The organism is Novosphingobium malaysiense (assembly GCF_000802225.1).
In the GTDB taxonomy this organism is placed as follows: Bacteria; Pseudomonadota; Alphaproteobacteria; order Sphingomonadales; family Sphingomonadaceae; genus Novosphingobium; species Novosphingobium malaysiense.
Map to the genome: position 1 here is coordinate 893,931 of NZ_JTDI01000003.1, position 19,664 is coordinate 913,594.

The 19,664-nt window shown below is 63.0% G+C and carries 20 protein-coding genes and 1 tRNA gene; 9 read left to right on the forward strand and 12 right to left on the reverse strand.

The genetic code is table 11. The features are described 5' to 3' along the window. Positions 1 to 272: 272 nt before the first annotated feature. Positions 273 to 512, reverse strand: a complete 240-nt coding sequence (locus LK12_RS12125) for a hypothetical protein (RefSeq protein ID WP_156135464.1) — start codon at positions 510 to 512, stop codon at positions 273 to 275. On the opposite strand from LK12_RS12125, the gene gntA reads away from it, so the two are divergent. From gntA to LK12_RS12140, 3 genes are read left to right on the forward strand one after another with little or no spacing between them, the layout of a single operon-like run. Next, the gene (gntA, locus tag LK12_RS12130) at positions 511 to 1,380 is read left to right on the forward strand and encodes a guanitoxin biosynthesis heme-dependent pre-guanitoxin N-hydroxylase GntA (protein WP_082010509.1); all 870 of its coding nucleotides are present in this window, start codon (positions 511 to 513) and stop codon (positions 1,378 to 1,380) included. The genes LK12_RS12125 and gntA overlap by 2 nt on opposite strands. After that, complete coding sequence (locus LK12_RS12135; RefSeq protein WP_039283992.1) at positions 1,367 to 1,984, forward strand: DUF1989 domain-containing protein; 618 nt, start codon at positions 1,367 to 1,369, stop codon at positions 1,982 to 1,984. Before gntA ends, LK12_RS12135 begins: the two co-directional genes overlap by 14 nt. Then, positions 1,981 to 2,553, forward strand: a complete 573-nt coding sequence (locus tag LK12_RS12140) for a DUF421 domain-containing protein (RefSeq protein WP_052223357.1) — start codon at positions 1,981 to 1,983, stop codon at positions 2,551 to 2,553. Before LK12_RS12135 ends, LK12_RS12140 begins: the two co-directional genes overlap by 4 nt. 14 nt (positions 2,554 to 2,567) lie before the next feature. On the opposite strand, the gene LK12_RS12145 is transcribed toward LK12_RS12140, so the two are convergent. From LK12_RS12145 to LK12_RS24940, 5 genes are all read right to left on the reverse strand, one after another. Beyond that, positions 2,568 to 2,939, reverse strand: a complete 372-nt coding sequence (locus tag LK12_RS12145) for a YidH family protein (RefSeq protein ID WP_039283996.1) — start codon at positions 2,937 to 2,939, stop codon at positions 2,568 to 2,570. Positions 2,940 to 3,030: 91 nt separating this feature from the next. Continuing rightward, on the reverse strand, positions 3,031 to 3,627 hold the full coding sequence (locus LK12_RS12150) for a c-type cytochrome (RefSeq protein ID WP_052223358.1): 597 nt from the start codon (positions 3,625 to 3,627) through the stop codon (positions 3,031 to 3,033). Positions 3,628 to 3,632: 5 nt separating this feature from the next. Then, entirely contained in the window at positions 3,633 to 3,950 is a 318-nt protein-coding gene (locus LK12_RS12155; protein WP_052223359.1) for an SHOCT domain-containing protein, read from the reverse strand. Between the two features lie 26 nt (positions 3,951 to 3,976). Further along, entirely contained in the window at positions 3,977 to 6,346 is a 2,370-nt protein-coding gene (locus LK12_RS12160; protein ID WP_197063519.1) for a copper-transporting P-type ATPase, read from the reverse strand. 118 nt (positions 6,347 to 6,464) lie between these two features. After that, positions 6,465 to 6,929, reverse strand: a complete 465-nt coding sequence (locus tag LK12_RS24940; protein WP_197063520.1) for a hypothetical protein — start codon at positions 6,927 to 6,929, stop codon at positions 6,465 to 6,467. Positions 6,930 to 7,130: 201 nt separating this feature from the next. Here LK12_RS24940 and LK12_RS12170 point away from each other — a divergent pair, with 201 nt between their 5' ends. The 5 genes from LK12_RS12170 to LK12_RS12190 are packed head-to-tail and all read left to right on the forward strand — an operon-like array spanning position 7,131 to position 11,359. Further along, on the forward strand, positions 7,131 to 7,415 hold the full coding sequence (locus LK12_RS12170; protein ID WP_052223360.1) for a hypothetical protein: 285 nt from the start codon (positions 7,131 to 7,133) through the stop codon (positions 7,413 to 7,415). Then, positions 7,412 to 7,855 carry a periplasmic heavy metal sensor gene (locus tag LK12_RS12175; RefSeq protein WP_039284002.1) on the forward strand — a complete coding sequence of 148 codons (444 nt, stop codon included), beginning with the start codon at positions 7,412 to 7,414 and terminating at the stop codon, positions 7,853 to 7,855. Before LK12_RS12170 ends, LK12_RS12175 begins: the two co-directional genes overlap by 4 nt. 24 nt (positions 7,856 to 7,879) lie before the next feature. Next, the gene (locus LK12_RS12180) at positions 7,880 to 8,422 is read left to right on the forward strand and encodes an RNA polymerase sigma factor (RefSeq protein ID WP_039284005.1); all 543 of its coding nucleotides are present in this window, start codon (positions 7,880 to 7,882) and stop codon (positions 8,420 to 8,422) included. A 55-nt stretch (positions 8,423 to 8,477) separates the two neighbouring features. Next, positions 8,478 to 10,286 (forward strand): copper resistance system multicopper oxidase, encoded by a 1,809-nt coding sequence (locus LK12_RS12185; protein ID WP_039284008.1) that lies wholly within the window; start codon positions 8,478 to 8,480, stop codon positions 10,284 to 10,286. Next, positions 10,283 to 11,359, forward strand: coding sequence for a copper resistance protein B (locus tag LK12_RS12190; protein ID WP_039284011.1), 1,077 nt, complete (start codon positions 10,283 to 10,285; stop codon positions 11,357 to 11,359). Before LK12_RS12185 ends, LK12_RS12190 begins: the two co-directional genes overlap by 4 nt. A gap of 17 nt (positions 11,360 to 11,376) precedes the next feature. Here LK12_RS12190 and LK12_RS12195 read toward each other — a convergent pair whose 3' ends face one another. The 4 genes from LK12_RS12195 to LK12_RS24650 all read right to left on the reverse strand — a co-directional run bounded on the left by LK12_RS12195 (position 11,377) and on the right by LK12_RS24650 (position 17,109). Then, on the reverse strand, positions 11,377 to 12,576 hold the full coding sequence (locus tag LK12_RS12195) for an MFS transporter (RefSeq protein ID WP_156135465.1): 1,200 nt from the start codon (positions 12,574 to 12,576) through the stop codon (positions 11,377 to 11,379). A 172-nt stretch (positions 12,577 to 12,748) separates the two neighbouring features. After that, complete coding sequence (locus LK12_RS12200; RefSeq protein WP_197063521.1) at positions 12,749 to 13,420, reverse strand: class I SAM-dependent methyltransferase; 672 nt, start codon at positions 13,418 to 13,420, stop codon at positions 12,749 to 12,751. A gap of 321 nt (positions 13,421 to 13,741) precedes the next feature. Next, positions 13,742 to 16,003 (reverse strand): molybdopterin-containing oxidoreductase family protein, encoded by a 2,262-nt coding sequence (locus tag LK12_RS12205; protein ID WP_052223426.1) that lies wholly within the window; start codon positions 16,001 to 16,003, stop codon positions 13,742 to 13,744. A gap of 488 nt (positions 16,004 to 16,491) precedes the next feature. Next, positions 16,492 to 17,109, reverse strand: coding sequence for a hypothetical protein (locus LK12_RS24650; RefSeq protein WP_156135467.1), 618 nt, complete (start codon positions 17,107 to 17,109; stop codon positions 16,492 to 16,494). Positions 17,110 to 17,226: 117 nt separating this feature from the next. On the opposite strand from LK12_RS24650, the gene LK12_RS12215 reads away from it, so the two are divergent. After that, the gene (locus LK12_RS12215; protein WP_039284014.1) at positions 17,227 to 18,807 is read left to right on the forward strand and encodes a winged helix-turn-helix domain-containing protein; all 1,581 of its coding nucleotides are present in this window, start codon (positions 17,227 to 17,229) and stop codon (positions 18,805 to 18,807) included. A gap of 204 nt (positions 18,808 to 19,011) precedes the next feature. Here LK12_RS12215 and LK12_RS12220 read toward each other — a convergent pair. Beyond that, positions 19,012 to 19,088: transfer RNA gene (locus LK12_RS12220), tRNA-Arg, on the reverse strand. A 62-nt stretch (positions 19,089 to 19,150) separates the two neighbouring features. Next, entirely contained in the window at positions 19,151 to 19,660 is a 510-nt protein-coding gene (locus LK12_RS12225; RefSeq protein WP_039284017.1) for a DUF1178 family protein, read from the reverse strand. Positions 19,661 to 19,664: the final 4 nt, after the last annotated feature.

The window sequence follows — 19,664 nt, forward strand, 5'->3', positions numbered from 1 at the left end:
CGCGACGTTGCCGTAACCCGCCTGCAAAATGCATGCAGACGCTCCGTACTACGGGAGGTCTGCCTCACTTCAGCGTTCCTTCGGGCTAACTGCGTCTTCATCATACAATTCAACGCGCGAATTCGCTTAAAGTGCCATTAACGTGAAATGTAATGCTCCCTCACCCAAGCACCCGAAATATTACTGATTAACGGTATGCTGGGACGGCAATCATAGTCTCGCAATACAACGGAAAAGAAACAGGTAACGTACCGCGCCTAAAAAACCATCACTCACAGCGCAATTGCTCCTCTTGCAAGTGCCAGAGCCTGATCGCGCTTCGGCGGCGGCATTCGGCGTAGATGCGCAGCCAATTCCAATTCGTAAAGTCGTGCAAGTTGCACATAGAATTCCGCTGCCTCGTCGTTTTGCGCCGAAGTCGCCTTTGCCTTTGCTTCCTCGATCTTTTCGCGACAATGCCGGATCGTATCCATGTTTGTCTGCCTCCTCGCCAACTCGACTTCAAATGCCATGCAAGAGGCCGACGCTGCATTATCATATGTGAAGCGGCGGCATTTTTTAGTCTCCCTGGCATCTCTTCTCGCAAGAAATCTCGCGTTACGAAGCCGGGCCGTCCGGAACCGCGCGAGACGCAATCTGTTCCTAGTCACGAGAAACGCCCCAGGTATTCAGCGGGAAGGATGGCGAGTGACTGTACAGGCAGAACGGGTACCGGACCGCATCCGGAATTTCGAAGACTTCATCCGAAAGCACGATTTTCCCTGCGTTGGCGCCAAGAGCGCGCTCAGCCGCGGCACGTTGAAATTGCACGCGTGTCGATCGATCACCAGCGCCTGGGATGACGTCCGCATCCACCGCGAACTGCTCGATTGGGCCTTTGCATATCGCAAGAACCCCGGTCTTTTTCGCTCCATCGCCTTCGTCTTCGAAGGGCCGGACGACCTGGACGAGGAGGCTTTCGAGCAGGCCATGTGGATGCGGATCCAGTCTCTTTCGGACAAGGACGCCTGGCTCGAGCAAAATTATGATCCCCGCGTCAGCTCCGACCCCTGCGACCCGCATTTTTCCCTCAGCTTCGGCGGCGAGGCTTTCTTCGTGGTGGGCATGCATCCGAATGCGAGCAGGCCCGCACGCCGGTTCGATCACCCGGTGCTCGTCTTCAACCTTCACGACCAGTTCGAACAGCTGCGCGAGCAGAACCGGTACGAGACGATCCGCGCCACCATCCTGGAGCGTGACGAAGCCCTCGCCGGCTCCATCAATCCCATGCTCGCCCGCCATGGGGAGGAAAGCGAGGCTCTTCAGTATTCCGGACGCGCCGTGGAAGATGGCTGGGAATGCCCATTCGAAGACAAGAGGTCCGGCAGTGAACAGGAATAGCGCACAGACACACCGGATCGCCCCGCGCACCGGGGTCGCCTTTCGGCTGCCCAAGGGTGCGGCCCTCGTCGTCGTCGATCCGGAGGGAACCCAGGTTTCCGACTTGCTGGCCTTTGCCGAGGCGGACGTGCGTGAAGTCATCTCCAATGGGCGCACCTTCGATTATGAGCAGACCCTGTCGCTTACGACCGGCAACCGGCTGTGGTCGAACCGTTCGCGAGTGCTTCTGTCGATCGAGGAAGACACGGCCGGCCAGCACGATTTCCTTCTGACGCCGTGCAGCAAGGACACATTTCGCCATTTCTACCCCGACAAACCCGTGCATCGCGGATGCTTCGGCAATCTCGCCGAGGCTCTGGCCCCTTGGGGCATCGCCGAAGACCAGATCCCGGTCGCGTTCAATTGCTTCATGAACGTGCCGGTTCATGCCGACGGATCCATCGACGTGTTGCCGCCCGCCAGCAAGCCCGGCGACCATATCGTCCTGCGCGCACACGAAGACCTGGTGATCGGTCTCACGGCCTGTTCGGCCTACGCAAGCAACGGCGGCGCCTTCAAGCCGATCGATTACCGCATAGACCTGCAGAGCGAGGGAAACTCATGACAGCCGATCGATTCCTCTCCTTTTTCGTGCCGCAGGACATCGGCCCGATGGTAAAGGTGGTGGTGGTTGCGCCGGCCATATATCTGATGGTCATCCTGTTCGTGCGCATCGCCGGCAAGCGCTCGACCTCGCAGATGAACAACTTCGACTGGATCGTGACCGTCGCGCTCGGGTCCATCACCGGTTCCACCATCATCCTCGAAGACGTCAGCCTGGCACGCGGCGCCCTGGCAATTGCCCTGCTGCTGGCCCTGCAGGTAGCGCTCACCCGGTGGGTGCGCCGCTCCAGCCTGGTGGCCCGCACGGTCGAGGCGAGCCCCACCGTGCTGTTCAGCAACGGACGCTTCCACGACGAGGAAATGGAACGCGAAAGGGTTTCGCGCAGCGAAGTGTATTCCGCCGTACGCGAGGATGGAATGGCGGACATGTCACAAATCGCTTTCGTCATTCTCGAAAACGATGCCTCTTTCAGTGTCCTCACGAAGTCCGTCGCGGCGAGCGGCGACGCGCTGGACTCGCTACGAGAGCGCGAAGGTGCGACCGGCATGCCGGAACGAAAGGCCCCGTAGCAGTAGCCAAGGGATTACATGATCCACAAGGCCACGATGAGGGCAGCACTGGCGAGCGACAACAAACCTGCAATCATGTTGATCTGCCGCTTGGGCAGAGGGCTGGCGCGATGTGCGGAGAGCCTGTCGAGCACCCCACCGGCCTTGTGGCGAGCCAGCAGGAAAATCAGGATGCCGACGGCGATGAAGCAGCTGGCGAGCGCTCTCGGCAGCCATGCCGGGTCGAGCTTGGCAAAAAGGGCATTGAAACCGATACCGATGCCGACAGCCGCCAGTCCGGTTCGCACCCATCCGGCGTATGTGCGTTCGTTCGCCATGACCGTACGATCTTCAGCCCAGTCCGTGCGGTCCTTTGCAAGTTCCTGCCTGTCGTTGCCGTCTGCCATGCCATTCTCCCCGAACCAGCCGGCCGGTGCTACCGGCTGATGTCGCAGAATCGGCCGTTTGGCCGAGCTGCGCAACCCCGGCCCATCCCTCTCAGGAATGCGGCTGTGCGTGATCGTGCCCCTCATGCGCATGTGCGGCGTGATCGCGTTCCATGATTTCGTCGTGGTCTGTCGGAGCCGACTTCACCAGATCCTGGTACTGCTGCGGCGAAAGCGACGGCATCGTGCGGATGAAGGAGACCATGTCCCAGACAAGCGCATCGCTGTGGGTCTTGCCCCAGGCCGGCATCGCCGATGCCTTCATGCCATGCTTGATGACCCAGAACTGTTCGGATGCCGTCAGGTCGTCGCCCCTGGCCAGTTCGGGCGCCTGCGGGTACAGGCCGCGGGCCATCTCGGTCTTGTCCATGCCGGGGGCGAGGTGGCAGCCGGTGCACATCTCCGCGTAAAGGCCCGCGCCTCTGGAAATGCGCTGCGGATCGGAGAGGTCTGCTGGCGCGGACGCCTCGCCTGCATGCGAAGCAACCGAGCGGTCGCGGATCGTCTCGAGCAGCCAGTATACCGGCCGCGTGTGCGGATCGTCGGCACCTACGTCGTAGATTCCCGAATAGGCGAAGGCGACCAAACCCACGGCCAACGCGGTGATCACGCCGGCAACGGTACCGACGATCGTCCCAAGTTTTCGCACCGGCCCTATCGCTCCAATATGTCTTTTTTGCGCTGCAGATATTCCTCGCGGTCGATCTCGCCGCGGGCATAGCGCTCGTTCAGCTGGTCGAGAGCAGAAGAAGGTCCCCCTCGCTCTTCATCGCCGCGTCCCCCACCGCCGAAGCTGCGGGCGAGCAAGAGAGTCACTCCCACGATGGCGGCAAGGATCAACACCCAGACGATGACATGGATCACTGCCCCGAGCCCCCAGTAGCCTCCGAACATGTAGCCGCCGTCATGCATGTGCCCGCCATATTGCGCCTGGATTTTTGCGAGACCTTGCGAAGCGTCGAGATTGAGCATGGCCCGTTCCTTTCAGTCAGCTTGAATCAGATGCGCGCAGTCCTGAGCCGCAACGCGTTGGTGACCACGGAAATCGAAGAGGCGCTCATGGCGAACGCCGCGAACATCGGGCTGATCAGCATGCCGAGGAAGGGATAGAGAATCCCGGCTGCCACCGGCACGCCCAGCGAATTGTAGATCAGGGCGAAGAACAGGTTCTGGCGAATGTTGCGCATCGTCGCGTGGGCGAGGCGCCGGGCCCGCACGATGCCATCGAGATTGCCCTTCACCAGCGTGATCCCGGCGCTTTCAATGGCGACGTCAGCTCCGGTGCCCATGGCGATGCCGACATCGGCCTGCGCCAGGGCCGGTGCATCGTTCACCCCATCGCCGGCCATGGCTACTTTGCTTCCGCCGGCTTGCAGGTCCGCAATGATCCGCGCCTTGTCGGCTGGCAGGACATCGGCGCGGATTTCGTCAATACCGAGCCGCGCCGCGACAGCCTTTGCCGTACGTTCATTATCACCGGTGGCCATCACGATCCGAAAGCCGAGGGCGTGGAGATCCTTGAGAGCGGCCGGCGTGGTTTCCTTGACCGGATCGGCCACGCTCACCAGCCCGGCGACCTGGCCTTCGAGCACGACGAACATCACCGTCTCACCCTCGTCGCGGCGGGCATTGGCCTTTTCGGTGAACGCGCCCGCCTCGATCCCGAGTTCGGTGACAAGCGCGAGGTTGCCCAGCGCGACACTCTTGCCATCGACCGTACCCTTCACGCCCTTGCCGGTCACGGCCTGGAAGTCGCTCGCGGCGCCCAACGCAACGCCCCGATCCTCCGCACCCGTGACGATCGCTTCGGCGAGAGGATGTTCGGAGCCCCTCTCCAGCGTGGCGGCAAGGCGCAGCACCTCGGCCTCCTCGTGGCCGGGTTCGGGCAGGACCGACACCAGCCTGGGTTTGCCTTCGGTCAGCGTGCCGGTCTTGTCGACGATCAGCGTGTCCACCTTCTCGAAGCGCTCCAACGCCTCGGCATTCTTGATCAACACGCCGGCCTGCGCCCCGCGCCCGGTCGCGGTCATGATCGACATGGGCGTGGCAAGCCCCAGCGCACAAGGGCAGGCAATGATCAGCACCGAGACGGCAGCAATAAGCGCATAGGACAGCGGCGGAACCGGCCCCCACAATGCCCATCCGATAAAGGCGAGAACCGCAACGCCGATCACCGCGGGCACGAACCAGCCGGCGACCTTGTCGGCATATTTCTGGATCGGCGCGCGGGAGCGCTGGGCGTTGGCAACCATCTCGACGATCTGGGCCAGCACCGTATCGGCGCCGACACGCTTCGCCTCGATGACCAGGCTGCCGGTGCCGTTTATCGTGGCGCCCGTGACGGCATCGCCCTGCACCTTTTCAACCGGCACGGGCTCGCCCGTGATCATGCTTTCATCGATCGCGGACCGTCCATCCATGACGATACCGTCAACGGGTACCTTGTCGCCCGGGCGCACCCGCAGGCGATCGCCCACGTGGACGTCCTCGAGCGGGATCTCTTCCTCGCGTCCGTCCTCGCGGATGACGCGGGCGGTCTTCGCGGCGAGATCGAGCAGAGCGCGGATCGCCTTGCCGGTGCCTTCCCTTGCCCGCAATTCCATCACCTGCCCCAGCAGGACGAGGACGACAATCACGGCGGCAGCTTCGAAATAGACTGGAACATTGCCGTCCGCGTCCCTGAACCCCACGGGAAAGATTCCGGGCGCCACTACCGCAACGACGCTGAAGACCCACGAGGCGCTCACGCCCATGGCGATCAGCGAGAACATGTTGAGGTTCATGCTGCGGAACGAGTTCCAGCCGCGTACGAGAAACGGCCAGCCGCACCAGAGGACGACCGGCGTTCCCAGCACCAGCTCGATCCACAGTGCCCCGCGTTCACCGAATGCCTGCCGGATGCCGCCCAGGCCGACCATCGGCCCCATCGCCAGCACCAGCAGCGGGACCGTCAGCACGGCACCGATCCAGAACCGCCGGGTGAAATCGACCAGTTCCGGGTTCGGCCCCTCCTCGGCCATGGCCGCAGATTCCAGTTCCAGACCCATGCCGCAGATCGGGCACGAACCGGGCCCTGTCTGGCGCACCTGCGGGTGCATGGGACAGGTGTAGACGGCCCCCGAATACCCGCTCGGGACCTTGTCATAGCGGCCGTCCGAATCGGCGGCGCGATCGGCAGTTTCGCTGCCATCCTGATGATGGCAGCAGTGACCGCCTTCGGCGTGTTCGCTTCCTTCGAGGACGAGATGCATGCCGCATTCGGGGCAGTCGCCCGGCTCCGACTGCCGCACCTCGGGGTGCATCGGACAGGTGTAGATCGCGCCGTGCGTTTCGGTCGCCTGCAGGCTCTCGTTGCTATGCTCGTTCATCGCGTACGCCTCATGTCCTCGCGTCGGGCGGTAATGGCTCGACGCCGGAGCTTCCCATGCAACGAACCGACGGCGGCGGCAGTTTTCGAAAAGCGTCGATCCTGCCGCCGCCGCGCGGTTATTGCTGCGGCTGATCGGTCGTGGCGTTCTGGCCATGCATGTGACCGGCACCGTTCATCGTGCCCTGGCCCATGGTCGGGCAATTACCAGCCATGCCCATCTGGCCCTGGTGCATCTGGCCCTGCCCCATCATGTGTCCCTGACCGGTCATCGGCCCGTGGTTCATCTGCCCGTGGGCCATGGGCGCCTGGCCCATCTGCCCGTGGGCCATTTGGCCTTGAGCCATGGTCCCCTGCCCCATTTGCCCGTGGTTCATCTGGCCCTGCCCCATCTGGCCGGCTCCGGACATTCCGGTCCCCGCCATCGGACAGTTCGTGGTGGGACACTGCGCAGTGCCATCGGCCATCCGCGCGCAATTCTGCACGGTGCCGTCGTCGGGGGCCGCGCCGCCATCGGTGTCGCCGGCAAGTGCCGGGGTTGCCGTCAATGCAAGTGCACTGAAGGCAAGCAGGATGGTCTTCATCATTCCTCTCCTTTGTAATGCCCCGGCCACGCCCATGCGTCGTCGGTCCTGGAAAGATCGATGCAACGGTGGGCGCCATGACGTCTCGCGACCGATCAATACCGTATACGTGCATGCTGCAGGCAGCCCTCAAAAAATTTCGAGGGGGGAGCAGGTGCAATGCGTATAGCAGTCGTGAAGAACAATCGGGGAGACCGAACGATGAACGACCAAGATCTGGACCGTTGGCTTCAGGGCCTCGCTGAACGCCCCCTCGCGATGGACGCGGAAGAGGACTTTCACGAGCGTGTCTGGCAGCGCATAGGCCAGATGAGCGAGGCGCGCGATCAACGCCGCAGGACCGTGCTCGGTCTCGCCATGGTGGCAGTCGCCCTCGGCACCGGTATCGGGGCGACGCACAGCCCGGCCCATGCGGCTCGCGCCGGACTGGCACTCGCCGACGGCAGCGACCTTTCCCCGGCCGCCTTGCTGCACGTCTCGCCGTGAAGATTACCCCCTTCCTGGCCGCCATTCTGTTGATCCTGGCCATGGCGGCAGGCGGCCTCGGCGCCGTCGCCGCCAACCGGTGGATGGAACCGTCCGACACCCGCATGGGAATGCATGCCTTCGTTCACGAGGAACTGGACCTGACGAAGGCACAGCAAGCCAGCCTGGGCGAGCTCGAGCGCAACTTTGCCATCGAGCACAACAAGCTGGAACTGGCGCTGCGCTCCGCCAACGCGGGTCTCGCCCAGGCGATGGGCGAGGAACATCGCTATGGCCCCAAGGTTGCCGCGGCCATCGACGAGGTCCACCTGCGCATGGGAGACTTGCAGAAGGCTACGGTCCAGCATGTCTTTCGCATGCGGGCCCTGCTCACCCCCGGACAGCAAAAGGCCTTCGATCGCGAAGTCAACGAGGCGCTCACCAGCGAGCCGAAAACCTAGGCGCCCGTGTCGCGACAGGGGATCATGGATGAGGCGCAACTGGTCGCCGCGGCAAAGCGCGGAGACCGCCGCGCGTTCGACGCGATCGTGGCAGGCCACGCCCCGCGGCTGATCCGCCTTGCCTCGCGAATGCTCGGCGGCGAGGCCGATGCGGAGGATGCCGTGCAGAACGCAATGGCTTCGGCATGGCTTTCGCTCCATCGCTTCGATTCCGACAAGCCCATGGGGCCGTGGCTGACGACGATCACGATCAACAAGTGCCGCGACGCCATGCGAGGCCGCAGTCTTAGGCGCTTCTTCCGGCAGGGCGAGGATGACAGTGCGGAGATGATTGCCGATCCGGCCCCCGGCCAGGACCGTCGATTATCCGACCGCCAGATGCTGCTTCTGGTCCAGCGCGAAATCACGCGACTGCCGCGACGCCTCAGGGAGCCCTTCGTGCTCGTCACGTTCGACGGCCGCAGCCAGGCCGAGGCGGGTGCGATTCTCGGCATCTCGGAAAAGGCGGTCGAAACGCGAATATACCGGGCGCGAAGCCGCCTTCGCGAGAAGTTCGAGAATTTCTGAGGGGAGCACGCGGTCATTTCGTAACCCCGGCAGACAACGAATTCAGGGATGCACAATGTCCTCACTAGATCGAAGAAAGTTCCTCGTCGCCGGCACCGCCTCCATGGGCGCCCTGGGCCTTGCCCATGCCATGCCGGCCTGGGCCATGGGCCGCCCCGAGGGCATGCTTGCCCGGCGCGGAAGCGACGTGCTTTCGGGCGAACACCTGAAGATGACGGTGGCCGACGCCGCCTTCCGCACGGGCAATCGCCACGGCCCGGCGGTCACTGTCAACGGGACGGTGCCCGGCCCGCTGGTAAGGCTCAAGGAAGGCCAGAACCTCGTCGTCGATCTCGTCAACAACAGCTCGGGAGACACCTCGATCCATTGGCACGGCCTGCTGGTGCCCTTCCTGATGGACGGGGTTCCGGGTGTCACCATGGCCGCCGTGAAGCCCGGCGAAACGTTCCGCTACGAATTCCCGGTCCGGCAATCGGGCACCTACTGGTGGCACGCGCATACGCTGCAGGAGCCGATGGGGCATTATGGGCCGCTCGTTATCGACCCGGCCGAGCCCGAGCCCTTTACCTGGGACCGGGAATACGTGCTGATGCTGTCGGACTGGTCGCCGATGCATCCGATGACGATCATGAAGAAGCTTCGGACGCAGCCCGACTATTTCAATTATCAGCAGACCAGCGCCACGGACGATTACGCGCTCAGCGGAGAGCAGCGGCGGATGTGGGCAAGGATGCGCATGATGCCGACCGACATTTCCGATGTCACCGGCTCGACCTACACCTACCTGATCAACGGTCACGGGCCGGCCGACGGGCTTGAACTGCCGTTCACGCCGGGGGAACGCATTCGCCTGCGCGTCATCAACGGCAGCGCAATGACGTTCTTCAACATCCGCATCCCCGGCCTGCCGATGACCGTGGTGGCTGCCGACGGCCAGAACGTGCAGCCCGTCGAGACCGACGAATTCCAGATCGGCGTCGCCGAAACCTACGACGTGCTGATCTCGCCGCAGGACGACCGGGCCTTCGCGTTCGTGGCCGAATCCATCGACCGTTCGGGCATGGGCGTGGCCATGCTGGCATCGCGCCCCGGCGCCCGCGCGCCGGTCCCGGCGTTGCGCAAGCCGCCTCTGCTGACGATGGCGGACATGGGCATGGCGATGGCACGCGGCACGGGGGCCAACGGCGGTGCGATGACCGGGATGGACCACGGCTCCATGGAGGGCACGGGCCATGGCGCAAGCATGGGCCACGGCGAGAGCATGGCACATGGCGACGGGATGGACATGTCCGACATGCCGATGCGCGACACCTCCAAGCTGCCACCGGACGTGAAGGCCGGCCCCGGCGTCGCCATGGTAGCGGCCAATCCGGTCGACCGCATGGGCGATCCCGGTATCGGCCTCTCCGATGTCGGGCACCGGGTGCTCACCTACCGGCAGCTTGTGGCGGCTTCGCCCAATCCCGATCCGCGCGCGCCGACCCGCCTCAAGGAAATCCATCTGACCGGCAACATGGAACGCTACATGTGGTCGTTCGACGGCAAGAACTTCTCTGCCGTCACCGACGATCCCATACGCTTCGCCTTCAACGAGCGGGTTCGCGTCAAGCTCGTCAACGACACGATGATGGTGCATCCCATTCATCTGCACGGACACTTCTTCGAGCTGGTGAACGGGGCCCCCGGCGATCATCAGCCGCGCAAGCATACGGTCAACGTCCAGCCGGGCGGCAGCGCGACGTTCGACCTCACCGCCGATGCGCCGGGAGACTGGGCCTTCCACTGCCACCTCTTCTACCACATGCACCAGGGCATGTTTCAGATCGTCACTGTTCGCCCGCTGGAGGAAGGAGACGAGGCATGAGACATCTGCTTGCCCTCCCGCTGCTGTTCGCCGGCCCCGCCTTCGCGCAGGATCATGCGACGCACGATGCCCATGGACCGTCTCATCCGATGCCCATGGCCAGCGATCAACCGGAAGACGACGGAGAATCGAAAGCCCAAGCCCCGGGGGAAGATACCGTGACATTGGATCATCGGATGATGAACCACGGCGCTATGGAGCATGAACCGATGGACCATGGCTCGATGCAGCATGGTTCGATGGGGCATGCGGACATGGACCATTCCGGCATGGGCCACGACATGACCATGCAGCATGGCGCAACCGCCACACCATCGACTGACAGCATCCCCAAGGCGCCTCCCCCGCCCGAAGCCTTCTCCGGCCCGCTCCATGCCGCAGACCAGTTTCTCGGCGAAGACGTCATGGCGGCATCACGCGAGGAGGTCGTGCGCGAAATCAGCGGCATGCCGGTATTCTGGTTCATGGCGGATCGCGCCGAATATCGCGCGCGGCAGGGCAAGGACGGATACCTGTGGGACGTGCAGGCCGTCTACGGCGGCCATGTCGACAAGCTGTGGCTCAAGAGCGAAGGCGAAGGCAGCTTTGGCGAGAAACCGGAATCGGCCGAAGTGCAGGCCCTGTGGAGCCATGCAATCGGCCCGTGGTGGGACGTGCAGGCAGGCGTGCGACAGGATCTCGTCGGGCCTTCGCGCACGCACGCCGTCGTCGGCATCCAGGGGCTTGCGCCCTACCTGTTCGAAGTCGACGCATCAGCCTTCGTTTCGAACAAGGGCGACGTGACCGGCCGCATCGAGGCCGAGCTCGACCAACGCATCACCCAGCGGCTGATCCTGCAACCCCGGGCAGAACTGAACCTGGCGGCGCAGGACATCCCCGAACTCGGCGTTGGCGCCGGTCTCGACCGCATCGAGGCGGGCCTTCGCCTGCGCTATCAGATCAGGCGTGAATTCGCGCCCTATGTCGGCATCGCCCAGGAATGGAGGGTCGGCCAGAGCGCCGACTACGCGCAGGCCGCCGGAGAGGATCCCAGCGTAACCAACTTCGTGGCCGGCGTCCGGTTCTGGTTCTGACCGGAGCGCACGTCGGGTCACGTCGCCGGAGATCGGCCGGCCTGCCTGCGGGCCATGAGCAGCAGCAAGGCAGCGCCGGCCGCGAACACCGCGCCGCCCATGAATGTAGCAGCCGGGCCGAACAGATCCCACAACACCCCGGCCAGGGCACTGGCAAGAAGCATGGTCACGCCGGTGGCCAGATTGAAGGCACCGAACGCCGTGCCCCTGAGGTTCTCGGGAGCCGTCGCGGCCACCAGCTGCGCCAGCAGGCCCTGTGTGAAGGCCATGTGCACGCCCCAGAGCACAATACCTGCGAACATCCACGGCAGTCCGTCTCCGTACGCAAGGACCACGTCGGCGGCGAGGATGGCGGCGATCCCGGCAAGAAGCGGGGCAAACGGCCCCTTCTGGTCCGCGAGAACACCGGCAGGGTACGCCCCGAGCGAAAAGACCAGGTTCATCACCACGAGGACCGCGGGAGCCAGCGTGATCGGCAAGCCCTGTGACGTCGCCCTCAACACCAGAAAGGCTTCACTGAAGCGAGCCATCGTGAAAGCCACGCCCACCGCGACGACCATCCAGAACGGTCGTCCGAAACGCCCGAGTTCGCGCATCCGGAGCGGTGGGGCCGGTTCTCTTGCAGTCGGCGGTTCCCTGTCCCGCACGCCGAACACGACGACAAGGACGGCCAGCACGCCCGGAACGGCGGCGATCCAGAACACCGATCGCATGTCGTCGCCAAGAACGGCCATGAGGAAGATCGCGGCGAGCGGTCCGGCAAAGGCGCCGGCGGTATCCATGGCCTGACGCAGGCCATAGGCCCGCCCACGGATCTCTTCCGGGGTCGCATCGGCGATCAGGGCGTCGCGCGGCGCGCCTCGCAGCCCCTTGCCGATCCGGTCGATGAAACGTGCCGTGAAGACCAGTGTCGGCGTTCCCGCCAGCGCAAACAGCGGCTTGGAAAGTGTCGCCATTCCGTAGCCCAGAAACAACATCGGCTTTCGCCGGCCGATCGCATCGGAAAGATAACCCGAAAAGACCTTGGTGATCGAGGCTGTTGCCTCGGCAACGCCATCGATGACTCCCACCACTGCGACGCTGGCCCCGAGTGTCACGGTCAGATACAGCGGCAACAACGAGTGGATCATCTCCGACGAGACGTCCATGAACATGCTCACAAAACCGAGTGCCCAGACAGTGCGGGGCATGGTCTGGCGGCTCACGGCGTTCATCATTCAAAGTCTCGCCTCATTGCCACTCCAAGCGGCAGCGGCAGGAAGAGTGCGATCTAGAATGAAAACGGCGATCGACGCCAGAAGCAACGCAATCGACCGGCGCAGCTCCGACCCCGACCATCCGCGACCGGCCATAGCCAGTCCCAAGACCGCCTGTGCCCTGTCGTTGGGCCTATTGCGGCTTGGTGGCCACGAACACCGTGCGTCCCGGAGAAAGGCTGAAGCGGACAGTCTGCTCGCCATCGCAGGTATATTCGTCGAGCGCGAAACCGGCAGCCAGCACGCGCTCGCGAAAATCCCGTCCGTAATAGCGGATATGATCGACCTGCCCGAAATGGAGCAGGCGCTCCCGCGGAGTGGTAACCTCGGGATTTTCGTATGTCGTTTGCCAGCCCTCGACAATCGGGATCATTATGACGGCATGGCCGCCGGGCTTGAGACATCGCCGCAGTTCCGAAAGCGCAGCCTTGTCGTCCACGTGCTCGAGTATGTGAAAAAGAATAAAAGTATCTACGCTTTCATCGGGCAGATCGAGGTTTTCCAGATTCAGTTTCAAATCGGCAGGCTGGAACAGGTCTGCAGACCGGTAATTGCAGCCTGTCCTGCGCAATAACTCCGCCATGGCCGGTTCCGGAGCAAAATGGACTAGAGTATCGCCGATCACTTCGGGGTGGGAATCAAGAAACAGCTTGAACTGCCGATGCCGTTCCAGGCTTCCGCACTTCACGCACAATGCATCCCAGCGCGGAGGATTTCCAAAAGCGCTGAAATACCCCTTAAAACCGCAGACCGAGCAGGTGCGAGGATAGACACCGCCTATATTTTGCACGGTCCGCTTCAGCATTCTGGCGCGACTCAACAAATTCATTACTCTAGAATCCACCAGTCGCACGAAAAATCAAGTCAATTGATTTTATGTTTTGAGTTCTCCGCACATAACCAAAGCCAATTACGCCCATTTTGCGCTGCGGAACGTACTTCTGTCCAAGATTATTAGTTGGCTCTAATAAGCTGGCGCATCGCGTCGCAATGTGACGATATTGCGCGCGTTCCTAAACCGGACCGATCGTCGTCAGATCAGACTCATGATTGAACGGCCAGATGTCGGCATGCCCATCTGCATTGCCGCCGCTTTTGCGGCCGGGATCACTGTCGAAAACAGGGTTCAGGCGGATTGCCCAATTCCAACGGGCTCATTCACCCGGCGGATGCTGCATCGCAATCCCCTCAGCGGCTGGTCGCCGGCAAAGCTCGACAGGTCGGTGTCGTAAGGGGTGATGGCGTTCGCGTTCGCCTCCCACACGCCCGACAGGTCCCGATCAGGACGGCGGTCGGGATCCCACCAGTATCCGGCCAGATTGACGGTCCCTGGCCGGATGGCATCGGTAACCGAGGCGCGTTGCCGTATTGCTCCTTCGGGGCGGGCTATTTCCACCCAGTCGCCATCGGCGATGCCATGTTCGGCCGCCGTCTCGGGATGCAACTCCACGAGCGGCTCGGGATGACGGGCCTTCATCTTCCTGGCCTGGCGCATGGTCGAGCCCATGAATTCCAGTACGCGGCTGCCGGTCAACATCTGCAGCGGATAGGCCGCCTCGTCGTCGACGTCGGATCTGGCGTAGGGGGGGCCGGTATAGGTCGGTCGCGGGTCGATGCCCAAGTCCGCCAGCAGGCTGGGAATGAGTTCTACCTTGCCCGAGGCCGTCGCAAACCCATGCTTCCGGTATTTCCGGAACTGCCGGTCCTGCGGCAGATAGGTGCTGGCCCCTTCATCCGCCCATTCCCGAAAGCTCTTGCCGCTCGGCGCGAGGAACCGGTCGAGCATGTCCTCGACCTTTTCGGGCCATTGCGCCGGATCCAGCAGGCGCCTGCCAAGTCCGGACCAGAGATCATAGTCGTCACGCCGCTCGAACAGGGGATCGACCACCTGCTGCCCCGTGCTGAACATCCGCGTAAAGCCCCAGCGCATCGACAGTTCGGGACGTTCGAGCGAGCCGGTAGCCGGCAGTACATAGTCCGCAAGCTGCGCGGTGGGCGTGAGCCAATGGTCCATTACCACCAGCAGTTCCAATTCCTCGCTGGAGAACGCTTGCTGCGCCAGACGCGATCCTCCGTAATTCACCAGCGGCTCACCGTTCTGGACGATGATGGCACGGACCGGATAGGGATCGCCTTCCAGCACCGCACGGTAGAGATGCGGCTGGCTGGTGAAGAGCATGTACTGGGCCGCATAGTGCCCGTTCGGCTGAACCGCCGCCATCGCCTTGCGGAACGCGGCATAGCCCCCGACCGACGAGATCGGCACATCGCGGGCATTCACATTGTCGCGCGTGCGCCGGGGATGATCGATCAGCCGGGTGAAGTCGATCAGGTCCCAGTAGGCGAGGTTCTCGTAAGGCTCGTCCTGCAGGGTCTCCCCGCCGGGCAGATCGAGATTGCCGGTTATCGCGCGCAGGATCGCCTGGCAGAGCAGCGCGGAGCGTGCCGCCCCCTCGCCGATCTGGCTGGTCGAGACCCCGAACGACAGGCGCGCCGGCGCGCTGGTGGCATAGAGGCGCGCGGCCTCGACGATGGCCTCCGCCGGAACGCCGGTGATTTCACTCGTCCGCTCGGGCGTCCATTCGCGCGCGATCTCGCGAACCTCGTCGAACCCGGTGCACCAGTTCTCCACGAAGTCCTTGTCATGGAGCCCTTCCTCAATGATCGCGCGGATCATGCCGAGGGCCAGCGCCCCGTCGGTGCGCGGTCGGGGCGCAAGGTGCAGGGTGGCAATGTCCGCCGATTTCGTGCGGCGCGGATCGATGACGATCAGCTTCATCTCTCCGCTCTGCACGGCCTTGCGCAGGTGCCCCCACCCCATGGGATTGCTTTCGGCGTAATTGGCACCCCACATGATCAGGCACTTGGTCACGCCGGGCGTGAACGAGGCCGTCACCGTGTCCCAGCCGTACATGGCGCATTCGGTGATCATCGAGCCCGAGCCGCAATTGCGCCCGCTGTTGATGAAGTTCGGCGTTCCCCATTCGGTGACGAACCGCCATGTCGCCCAGTCCCGGGCATGTTGCGTCCCGCCCAGCGTCGCTAGTGCTTCCGGGCCTTCGCGCTCGCGGATGTCGGCCAGCTTGTCGGCGATCTCGTCCATCGCCTGTTCCCAGCCGATCTTCTCCCATTTGCCCTCACCGCGCGCACCGACGCGCTTGAGGACATGGTTGAGCCGATCGGGGTGCTCGTACAGCTCGATCACGGCGCTGCCCTTGGGACACAGCCGCCCCGCATTCACCGGGTTGTCGGGATCGCCGTGGAACCGGACCGGGCGCCCATCCTCGACTTCCACGAGCATCCCGCAATTCGCCGGGCACAATCCGCAAAGCGTGCGCTTCACGTTTCCACCGAATGCGAGTCGGCCGTTCAGGCGCTCTCCTGACATCTTCATCCCCTGCCGTCGTCGCGGAATCCCTGACTTGCAGCCGGGCACCGTCCTTTGCGCCGCGTGCAGATTCGCCTGCCGCTGCCGCCTACGATACCAACGTACTTTGTAACGCCAAGTGTTTCGATCGGCGACACGTAGAGCACTGGGAGGGAAATGTCCGGGCCTTCGCCGAGGCTGTAGGCAAGTGAGGCCTCTCCCGAACAGCCGTCATTCACGGCCTCGGGTGTGGCGGAAGTACAGCTGTCACTTGCTTGCTGTCACGCCCCCGCCCGCGACAAACATTCGCGGCGGCCGGTTGCCAATGAGTCGCATTCAAATGCGACCATTTCCCTATTGAGGGCCGGTCAGGCTGGAAGATCTCGTTCGGGGCCAACTCTTTTCGTCAACCTGCCCATCTTACGCTCATATCATCCATTCTACCCGAGATGAAAATGGACAGCGGTGACGGAGGGACAGTCCGCCGCCGCTGTCCTCACCGGCGCACGTTAATGCACAATCACTTCGCGCATCACATAGGTGCCAGTGATCTTACGGATCTGGTTGTAAAGCTTGCGCACGGTTTCATCCCCCTGATCGACGTTGGCTTTGCCGTAGGCATCGAGGAACTTCATGTATTCCGCCTTGCTTCCCGCCCATTCCTTCACCGAAGGATAGACGATCTCCAGCACCAGATCGAAACTGTGATCTGTCGGCGCCGGGTTCCAGTAGATGCGATAGTCCTTGATCATCCCGAGTTTCTTGGCGACCTCGTTGCTGGCGATCCAAGTCGACTTGAGGCCTTCCAGATAAGTGTCGAACTGGCCGTCATCGACTTGCACGGTAGTCAGTTCAATGACCTCCTGGCCGGATTCGTAGTCCTCGTAGAGGTCCATTTTCGCCATCGCCGGGGCTGACACTGCCATTGCAGACACCGCAGCGGCGGCAGATAGGGCAAGATGCTTCCATTTCATGCCGGTAATCCCCTTCCTCATTTCGCTTCGCGGCCGCTCCACGGCATGCCGACGCGATTTTATTGGCAGCAGGCGACCCATAAATCCTGATGAAAAGGTGATGGCGGTGAACTTTGAGTAGAGAAGCTTTGATTTGCCAACACGTTCGGGCACAATATTCGCCCGACTTGTTCATTTCTCTTTGGGAGGAATGTAGGTGCGTTTGACAAGATGACCTACCCGGCGAGCGATCCGACCCGAAGGCCTGGGGATGCACGGCGAGTCTCGCGAGTGCCTCCGAGCCGCTTTCGTATCGGCGCGTTCACGGTCGACCCCTCCGGCAACCGGCTGGAATGTGCCGGGGTGAGCCACGCGGTCGAGCCGCTGGTCATGGATGTGTTGTGCTTCCTTGCGGGTCGTGCCGGCGAAACGGTCTCGCGCGACGAGTTGATCGAGCATGTGTGGTTCTTCAACCCCTATGCCGATGAGAGCCTCACTCGCGCAGTCTCGCTCCTCCGCCGCATATTCCGGCAGGATCTGCGCACCCGGAACTACATCGAGACTGCTTGGAAGCGGGGCTACAAGCTCACTGCCGAGGTGGCACCGCTGGCGCCGATCCGTCCCGAGGCAGGCAGGCATCAGGTACTCCTGCGCGAAGACGAATTCGCGGTCGCTGTCCTGCCGTTCCGCCAGCAAACGATCGAAAAGGGCGACGTTTTCCTGACCGACGGGCTGACTCGCGATCTGACCATGCTTCTTTCGCGCGTGCCGCGCCTGCGCGTCGCGGCCTACAGCTCAGCGCAGACGGTGCGCGAAGGGGTGGATCGCGCGCCGGCCATCTCCAATCGGCTGAACGTGCGCTACCTCGTATCGGGTTCACTGGCGCGACAGGGGGCGAACTTCCAATTGCGCATCGCGCTGATGGACGGGGTCGACGACGCCCAGCTTTGGGCACAGCGGATCGACGCGCCGCTCGACCAGTTTTTCGCAGTCCAGGACAAGATCGTACTCGACGTTTCAACCTCGCTATCTTCGGCTCTGCACCTGTCGCATGCAGCGGCGCTTCGGGAACGCAGGCCGTTTCAACTCAACGCCTACGAACTCGTCCAGCGAGCTGAATCGCTACGGCTCAACTACAATCGGGAGACAGCGCATGAGATCGTCGGCCTGCTGGAACAGGCGCTGGAAATCGATCCCAAAGACGGTGTCGTTCATGCGGCGCTGGCGGTTCAGCACACGCAGAACGTCACAAGCAAGTTCTGCGATGCACCGACCGAGACGTTCTCACTCGCCAAGCGCCATATCGACACCGGACTTGCGCTTTCGCCGCACGATCCGGAGGTCCTCGCGGCGGCGGGAATCACCGCGACGATGATGGGCAATGCCCGGCTCGCGGTGCGCCATCTGCGAGCGGCTTTGGACCTGGATCCCAACAACGCCCACACACTTGCCGTGCTCGGTTGGCAACAGTGCTGGCTCACCGGCGAAGACGAAGGGTTGCGGATGATCGAGACCGCAGAAGAGCGCGCGCCGCATCATCCACGATTCTCGGTCTGGGCCCATTATCGCGGGCATTGCGAAGTCAGGCTCGGCCGCATCGAGCGGGCGATCGAGGCCTACAGGGCCGGCGAAGCACGCAACCCCGGATACAGCCTCAATCTGGTGACGCTTGCAGCGGCACAGGCTGTGGCTGGCCAGACCGCGGATGCGCGCGCTACGCTGATGCGTCTGAGAGCAATCACACCCGACTATGCACTGGAAGACTATAACAATTTGGCCCGTCGAATGGCCTATTGGTTCGGTGAAGATCTCACGCGAGAGGCAATGGTCTGCGCGATAACAGAGGTCTGGCGTACGTTGCCGGCTGATTGAATTGCTGAGGAATCCGCCATGACGCTATCCGTCATCGGTGCGAAGTTTCCCGAAAGTAAGGAGGACCAGACCCTGCGTCTCCTTCCTTCTACGCTGTGGAGGTCTGCTGCAATCGTAATAGATTGCTCCAAGCCCGCGCTCGCGCGTATTGCGGCCAATCACCCGGATAAGGCCTTTGCAGGAGTTCACACTTTATTTCGGGGATGGCGCGCCCGACAGGATTCGAACCTGTGGCCCCCAGATTAGGAATCTGGTGCTCTATCCTGCTGAGCTACGGGCGCGCGCCGGGGTCTCCTAGCTTGGAGGCGGCGCCTTGGCAATCTGCCGAGAACAATCCCGAAAGTCAGTTCGTGCTGTCGGGCGGGGTGACCGGAAATGGTAGCGGCATGACCGAGATTCCCTCGTCCAGAAGTTCCTGGGCCTCTTCCAGCGTGGTCTCGCCGTGGATCGCTTCGGCATCGCGCTCGCCATAGTGGATCGCCCGGGCATCTTCGGCGAAGGATTGCCCGACGTAGCGCGAATCCTTGAGCGCATCCTCCTGCATCTTCGCCAGCTTGTGCATCAATTCGACGGCCTTCGGTGGCAGCGGCGCATTGGCGACCGGTGCGGCCGGCTCGGCGGGCTCCTCCACGCGCTGCGGTTTCGCCGGACGGCCCGCGCTGGAAGGTTCGGGTAATTGGTTGCTCTTGCGCGAGAGACGCGGCGCCTGCATCGCCTTGTCCACATCGGCCGAACCGCAATAGGGACAAGCGACAAGCCCCCTCTCCCGCTGCGATGCGAAATCGTCCGAGGACTTGAACCAGCCCTCGAATCGGTGGGAGCCTCCTCGGCATTGCAGGTCGTAAACGATCATCGGA